The 6,911-nt window shown below is 36.5% G+C and carries 6 protein-coding genes, 1 tRNA gene and 1 pseudogene; 4 read left to right on the forward strand and 4 right to left on the reverse strand.

The window, feature by feature from the left end:
• From CEV08_RS08555 to CEV08_RS08565, 3 genes and pseudogenes are all read left to right on the forward strand, one after another.
• Positions 1-512, forward strand: a pseudogene (locus CEV08_RS08555) (lambda exonuclease family protein); the annotation flags it as partial.
• Positions 513-623: 111 nt separating this feature from the next.
• A complete protein-coding gene (locus CEV08_RS08560; protein ID WP_100131201.1) occupies positions 624-872 on the forward strand; it encodes a hypothetical protein in 249 nt (82 codons plus the stop codon).
• A gap of 2 nt (positions 873-874) precedes the next feature.
• Entirely contained in the window at positions 875-1,912 is a 1,038-nt protein-coding gene (locus CEV08_RS08565; RefSeq protein WP_100131202.1) for a tyrosine-type recombinase/integrase, read from the forward strand.
• A 56-nt stretch (positions 1,913-1,968) separates the two neighbouring features.
• Here the strand turns inward: CEV08_RS08565 and CEV08_RS08570 are convergent, their stop codons facing one another.
• The 3 genes from CEV08_RS08570 to CEV08_RS08580 all read right to left on the reverse strand — a co-directional run bounded on the left by CEV08_RS08570 (position 1,969) and on the right by CEV08_RS08580 (position 2,847).
• On the reverse strand, positions 1,969-2,268 hold the full coding sequence (locus tag CEV08_RS08570) for a HigA family addiction module antitoxin (RefSeq protein ID WP_100131203.1): 300 nt from the start codon (positions 2,266-2,268) through the stop codon (positions 1,969-1,971).
• A gap of 18 nt (positions 2,269-2,286) precedes the next feature.
• Positions 2,287-2,568, reverse strand: a complete 282-nt coding sequence (locus CEV08_RS08575; protein WP_100131204.1) for a type II toxin-antitoxin system RelE/ParE family toxin — start codon at positions 2,566-2,568, stop codon at positions 2,287-2,289.
• Between the two features lie 204 nt (positions 2,569-2,772).
• A tRNA-Gln gene (locus CEV08_RS08580) sits at positions 2,773-2,847 on the reverse strand.
• A gap of 860 nt (positions 2,848-3,707) precedes the next feature.
• Between CEV08_RS08580 and CEV08_RS08585 the strand changes: the two genes are divergently transcribed.
• On the forward strand, positions 3,708-4,310 hold the full coding sequence (locus tag CEV08_RS08585; RefSeq protein ID WP_100131205.1) for a superoxide dismutase: 603 nt from the start codon (positions 3,708-3,710) through the stop codon (positions 4,308-4,310).
• An 81-nt stretch (positions 4,311-4,391) separates the two neighbouring features.
• Here CEV08_RS08585 and CEV08_RS08590 read toward each other — a convergent pair whose 3' ends face one another.
• Complete coding sequence (locus tag CEV08_RS08590; protein ID WP_100131206.1) at positions 4,392-6,485, reverse strand: S9 family peptidase; 2,094 nt, start codon at positions 6,483-6,485, stop codon at positions 4,392-4,394.
• Between the last annotated feature and the right edge of the window lie 426 nt (positions 6,486-6,911).

A 6,911-nucleotide genomic window follows, 5' to 3' on the forward strand; every position in this document is an offset into this window, starting at 1 on the left:
AAGACTATAAAATTAAGCTTATGACAGAGCGTTTAACAGGAGAAATAAGCCAATTTTATACAACACCTGCTATGCAATGGGGCATTGAACATGAAGAAGATGCCTTGAAAGAATATGCATTCATTTATGATACTGAAGTCTCTCAATGCGGTTTTATCCAACACCCCACAATCCAAATGGCGGGGGCTAGTCCTGATGGGTTTGTTGGTGATGACGGTTTAGTTGAAGTCAAATGCCCACAATCACCAAATCATCTACGTTTTTTTATAGATGACCATATAAAGCYTGAATATCGCGCGCAAATGCAATTCCAAATGGCTTGTACCGGGTGAAAATGGTGTGATTTTATTAGTTATGATCCACGTTTTACGAGGCAATCAACATACCTGCGCATGAAAATCAAACGCATTCACCGTGATGAAGAACACATTGAACAGATTAATCAAGCGGTCGAGGTCTTTTTAGCAGAAATAGAACAAGAGATGCAAAAGATTTTGACAAAAGCCGCTTGACGTTATGGGGGTGCTCTCTCCTCCCAGCATCCCCACCCTCTTACCACAACTTTCAACAAATATATGATTCACAACACGGGTGAATTGTAGCTAAAATCAAGGGGAACAGATATGGCACACCGCCCACCTACTATCACGCAACCAGCCATTGCACGGGCTTTACGAGAAGCTAAAAAACAAGGAGCAGAGGTGGTAGAAATCAAGCCTACTGGTGAATTATTAATTCATATCAATAAAATCGTAACACCCAGAGCGACAGATAATACTTATAACATTGACGATTTTCCACCGCTTGAAAATGAACAAGAAGACTACGATACCAGTAAAATTTGTCGTTCTGTCGACGGTATAAAGTTTTAGCCATGCCAAAACGTCGTCCACCATATCTTGTTTGTGAACGCACACGCCATGGTAAAATCATATGGTATGTACGTATTGGTCATGGAACACGATTTCGGATTGAAGGAACCTATGGAACGCAAGAGTTTGTCGATAATTATACGCTTGCTCTTAAGCAAGCGCAAAATGGCACCTCCCAAAAAAGAAAACAAACCAGACTTGTAGAGGGCTCTTTCGATTGGTTGTTGCATCAATATTTACAAAGCATGCAATGGCATAATCAATCAGAATCTACTAAAAAAGTTAAGTATCGAATTCTAAACAATGTTTCTAAACATATTGGTGAGCGCGCATATAAAAGCATAGAAAAACATCATATCCTTGACGCCGTGGAAAGAAGGCGTGCTACCCCCGCAGCAGCAAGACACTTTTTGACTTCTTTAAATGGTCTCTTTAATTGGGCGGTTGATAATGCCCTTTTAAATAGAAATCCTGCTTTTAATATAAAAGCACCAAAATCTCTTAACAGCGTAGGATTAGCGCCATGGCTAGAAGAGGATATCGATAAATATTATAAACAATGGGCTATCGGTACCCATGAACGCGTATGGGTTGATGTTCTTTTATATACGGGCTTACGCCGTGGTGATGCCGTTCGTATCGGTTGGAAAGATGTAAAAGATAATATCATTCATCTCAAAACAGAAAAGAGCCAATTTAAAACAGATGTTTTTCTCCCTATTTTACCAGAATTAGCCAAAATGCTTGAAGCTGGTCCCGTAGGTGATGAAACATTCATTTGCGGAAAAGGTGGAAATAAGCTCGTAAAAGAAAGTTTTGGTAACCTTTTTCGTGAAGCATGTAATACAGCAGGAATTAAAAAATCGGCACACGGCTTGCGAAAATTAGCAGCAACACGCGCCGCTAATGCTGGTGCTACAGTTTCGCAAATGAAAGCGCTTTTTGGCTGGTCAGAAGATAAAATGGCATCCCTTTATACCAAAACAGCCGATAGAAAACGCCTTGCAATAGAAGCCATAAAAAAACTTCAAAAAGGTTAGAGCAATGTGCGGCAGCTAAAAAACAAACCAAAGCCTCGTCAAAATTATAAACGAAATCAAAGCGACGTTTGAGGTGCATCAGAAACCAGAGGAGAAATAGGTGGTTGTGTCTGTTGCATTGTTTGCCATAAATTATAATTCGTTTGCATATCCAACCAAAATTTTGCTTTACTAAAACCAGCTAATTCTAATTTAATTGCAAGTTCAGTACTCATAGAAGCATGACCGTTAATCACTCTTGATAGAGAAGCTCTTGTCATATGGAGATGATCCGCTAACTTTTGTATCGTTATCCCCATTTCTTTTAAGAAAGCTACTTTTAGAACTTCGCCCGGATGTGCGGGGTTATGCATCATTTGTTTTCGTTCCTTTCATCAATGGTAATCTTGATAATCAACAAGCTCCACATCTGTTCCTATAAAGTGAAAAGTAACGCGCCAATTTCCATTCACCCATATAGAATAGTATCCTGTAAGTTCACCTTTAAGAGGATGCATTTTAAAGGCAGGTGCTCTTAACATTTCGGGCGTCGTCGCACTTGTTAAAGCCGTTAAGATAACGCGTAATTTCTTTACATGATCTGGTCGAATAACTTTTGTAGAACCTGTTGTGTAAAATAATTTTAAGCCCTTATGTTTGAAACTCACAATTGCCATTAGCACCCCTTATCGCATACCAGCACTATACGATTAATAAAAATAAGAGTCAAGTAAGGTACTGGAAAATCTGGTTACATATTTGGATAAAATGATTGAGAATAAGCTACAAAAAGGTTCGGGATAGACAGAGAAATAAGTTAATAAAGTCAACGGAATTAAAATTCCCTTACCTTTATATAAATTATTGATTCGATTCAATATTGGCTGGGGTACCTGGATTCGAACCAGGGAATGCCGGTACCAAAAACCGGTGCCTTACCGCTTGGCTATACCCCAAAAAATACACTTTATAATTACTTTTGCACCTTATAGCGATTCCTGTGATTGGACGCAATATCTGAAAGTAAAAGACCTTACTTTTTTATCATAAAGTCTCTACTTTATGATAAAGTTCCCACGATTATAAAGTTCCCATGCCTTGTACAATAACTGCAGCGATACACATTCGCAGCAAAATAATATACAGCTGTCCTTCTAACACAAATCATAACCACTTATCCATAAATTATTTTGCTCTTTTATTGATTTTCTAAAAACAAAAAATAAAAATCTTATCGTCTACGCGTGTCTTTAAAGAAATTAGCATATACTTTCCTTGATATCTTCAAATCTCATTTTGCTCAATTAAAACAAAAGTTAGCACCGCATTAGAACTAGCAAAATATAGGATAGACCGCTGTGCCCTTTCATTAAGTGTAAAGATGGTAAAATCTAATGGTTTTATATGTCATATTATTCATGGATAGCCCCATAAAATGAAATCAAGCGCGTTGAAAAATATCTCTTAACAATATGACTTAAGATTCTGTTGTAAACACCATAAAATATCAGTAACTTGAAAAAGTTTTTGAGGTATAAGAACAAGAAATAAGAACTATCTCCATTTTTTCCCTTTAAAAGATCATGATATTTTTATTCGTTCATAGATGTAAAAAAATCCTCAGAAGTACTATCTATAGAGACCCGTGTCCTTTTTTGATGGATGAGCATACATTTCCTAAAAACTCATTTTACAAAAAGAGAGACATTAAAATTAATTAACATATATAAGCATTCAACATTTGCTTTTAGATGCTGCAAATGGCAAATTAGACTTTTAAAATAAGCTTAACAATTAGAATCGAGGAGATTTTTAAATGGCTTTTGAATTGGCTGCATTGCCTTATGATTACGATGCTCTTTCGCCCTATATGTCACGCGAAACGCTTGAATATCATCATGATAAGCACCACCTCGCTTATCTTACCAATACCAACAACCTTATAAAAGACGCAGGCTTGGAAAATGAAAGCCTTGAAGAGATTGTTAAAAAAAGTTTTGGAAAAAATATTGGTTTGTTTAATAATGCAGCGCAATATTACAATCATAACCATTTTTGGCATTGGATGAAAAAAGATAGTGGTGGTCAAAAGCTGCCTGAAAAACTAGCAAAAGTTATCGAATCTGATCTAGGTGGCTATGACAAATTCCGTGCTGACTTTATTGCTGCTGGTGGTGCCCAATTTGGCTCTGGATGGGCTTGGGTTGCTGTTAAAAATGGCAAGCTTGAAATTATGAAAACGCCTAATGGTGAAAATCCTTTGGTTCATGATGCTCAACCTATTCTAGGTGTGGATGTGTGGGAACATTCCTATTATATTGACTATCGCAATGCTCGTCCGAAATATCTCGAAGCTTTCGTGGATCATTTGATCAATTGGGATTATGTTTTAAAACTTTATGAAGATTGCGGATTGTAAACCATCTAGATAATTTTTTAATATCTGTCAGTCCCTATCATTCAGTAAATTATAGGAACTGACAAGCAAAGAGATTATAGATTAGCAGCAATCTTTTCCTGCTACCTTTAGAATATATGCATAGATATAAGCAACTTCTTCTAACTTTGAAAAACGTCCAGCCGCACCAGCGTGCCCTGCATCCATATTAATACGCAATAAGATTGCATTATCATCTGTTTTTAACGCACGCAATTTTGCTACCCATTTTGCAGGTTCCCAATAAGTTACACGAGGATCTGTTAATCCTGCTATCACAAGCATAGGGGGGTACTTTTGCGCCTTGATATTATCATAGGGAGAATAGGAAGCTATAAGATTATAATCTTCTTGTGATTCAAGAGGATTTCCCCATTCAGGCCATTCAGGAGGCGTTAGAGGTAAAGAAGCATCTAACATCGTGGTTAAAACATCAACAAAAGGGACATTGGCTATAATCCCAGCAAAATCCTGTGGCGCTATATTGGCAATAGCTCCCATCAACATTCCTCCTGCCGAACCACCATGCGCAATAAGCCGATCATGCGCTGTGAATTTATTGTTTACAAGATAACGCCCACAAGCAATAAAGTCGGTAAATGTGTTATATTTAAAAAGATGTTTTCCTTTCTCATACCATTCAACCCCTTTTTCTTTGCCTCCACGAATATGGGCAATAGCATAAATAAAACCTCTATTTACCAGAGAAAGGATATTACTATTGAAACTGGCTGGTATAGAGATACCATAAGCACCATAACCGTAAAGCAGACAAGGTGCACAACCATTAAGGGGTGTTGTTTTATGATAAAAAAGTGAGATGGGAATTTTCTCACCATCCTCTGCCGTGGCCATAATACGTCGCGTTATATAGTCATCTTTATTATGGCCAGAGGGAATTACTTGCATCTTTAATAATACTCGTTTGCGACTTTTCATCTCATACTCAAATACTTGATCAGGCGTTGTCATAGATGAATAAGAAAAACGAATGGACTGACTATTATATTCGGCTGCACCTTGGAGACCTAAAGAATAAGCCTCTTCATCAAAAGCAATGGAATGGATTTGTTTCGTCGTACGCTCCATAATTTTTATACGAGGAAGACCTTCAAAGCGTTCGAGCCAAATAAGAAAGTCTTGATAGGCATCATGGGATAGGATCAAACGTCCAAGCTGATGGGACACCAGTTCGGACCAATTTTCTGATTGCGGCGCTTCATGCGGCGCAACCATTATTTTAAAGTCCTTTGCATTATCTAAATTGGTAAGAATATAAAAGACATCACCACCTTTTGTAAGTGAATATTCAACACCTTTTTGCCGTTTTCGTACACATTGAGGAACGCTAAGAGGCGCTTCAGCAGGAATTAACCAGATCTCTGATGTTTCATGATCATGAATATTAATATAAATAACATCATGAAGCTTAGAACCGCTTACATTTAAGAAAAAACCTGGATTATCTTCACGAAAAATAAGCTTATCCTGTGACTGATCCGTATTTAAGCGATGGTAATAGAGCTCTGAAGGTCGGTGGTTTTCATCCACCTTTGTATAGAAAAAACCTTCAGATTGAGCGTCCCACACAATTTGTCCAGATGTGTTAATTATGGTGTCCGTAAAATCAGACAATGTTTCTAAATTACGAATTTTAGCTGTATAGAATTCTGATCCTTTATCGTCATAGGTCCATATAACATATCTATGATCAGGAGATTCTTGAACTGAACCAAAATTGAAATATTTTTTACCTTCAGCCAAAAGATCACCATTAAGATAAACATGTCTTTCTCCACCATTCCTTGGCGTTCGAAAATAATGTGGCTGTTGCCCCCCAGTAACATAAGAAAATCCGTAAGCAAAAGGTCCATTTTTTATAGGAACTGAACTATCATTCTCTTGGATCCTGCCTTTCATTTCAGTAAAAAGCAAATCTTGTAATGGCTTGGTATCAGCCATTTGAGCCGCTTGATAAGCATTTTCTTTTTCAAGATGATCTCGAATATTAAGATCAAGACAGTTAGGATTTTTAAAAACATCTTGCCAGTTAGATGCACGTAGCCAATGATAGGGATCATCACGAAAAATACCATAATAGACTTCCTTATGAGTGATTCTAGATGCTTTGGGAGGCGTTGTAAAAGTGTGGGTCATACACAATCCTATGTTAGAATATGTTAATCGCTCTGTTTGTGTGTTAGAATCACAAACATTGATGCAAGTGTAAAAATATAAATTTTATACACTGGCAAAAATAGCATCGTGATAAGTCTTTACCATTCATATCCTTCTATTCATTAGCTGTCATAGCTATTGTTTTCTAAGGATAGAATACCACTTTTATAATGGAAATGGCTGGTAAGACAATTAAGTTATGAGAGGAAGAATTGATTTTTTTGAAACAATATAAATATATCTAAAACTTTTAACCTATATCATAAAAAATAATGAATATTCTATATCGTTTTAATGAAGAGTTATACATTGCAAAGAATAATGTTATATAATATTTATCATTATGTTTCTTTTTATTGAATATAATAAGTATAAATTTTAAAAAATAAATTTAAAAGTTTATAA

The sequence above is a fragment of the Bartonella tribocorum genome (assembly GCF_002778015.1).
Taxonomy (GTDB): domain Bacteria; phylum Pseudomonadota; class Alphaproteobacteria; order Rhizobiales; family Rhizobiaceae; genus Bartonella; species Bartonella tribocorum_B.

Coding starts and splice junctions, on each gene's coding strand:
- CEV08_RS08560 (WP_100131201.1), top strand. CDS start 624: ATGGCACACCGCCCACCTACTATCACGCAACCAGCCATTGCACGGGCT.
- CEV08_RS08565 (WP_100131202.1), top strand. CDS start 875: ATGCCAAAACGTCGTCCACCATATCTTGTTTGTGAACGCACACGCCAT.
- CEV08_RS08570 (WP_100131203.1), bottom strand. CDS start 2,268: ATGATGCATAACCCCGCACATCCGGGCGAAGTTCTAAAAGTAGCTTTC.
- CEV08_RS08575 (WP_100131204.1), bottom strand. CDS start 2,568: ATGGCAATTGTGAGTTTCAAACATAAGGGCTTAAAATTATTTTACACA.
- CEV08_RS08585 (WP_100131205.1), top strand. CDS start 3,708: ATGGCTTTTGAATTGGCTGCATTGCCTTATGATTACGATGCTCTTTCG.
- CEV08_RS08590 (WP_100131206.1), bottom strand. CDS start 6,485: ATGACCCACACTTTTACAACGCCTCCCAAAGCATCTAGAATCACTCAT.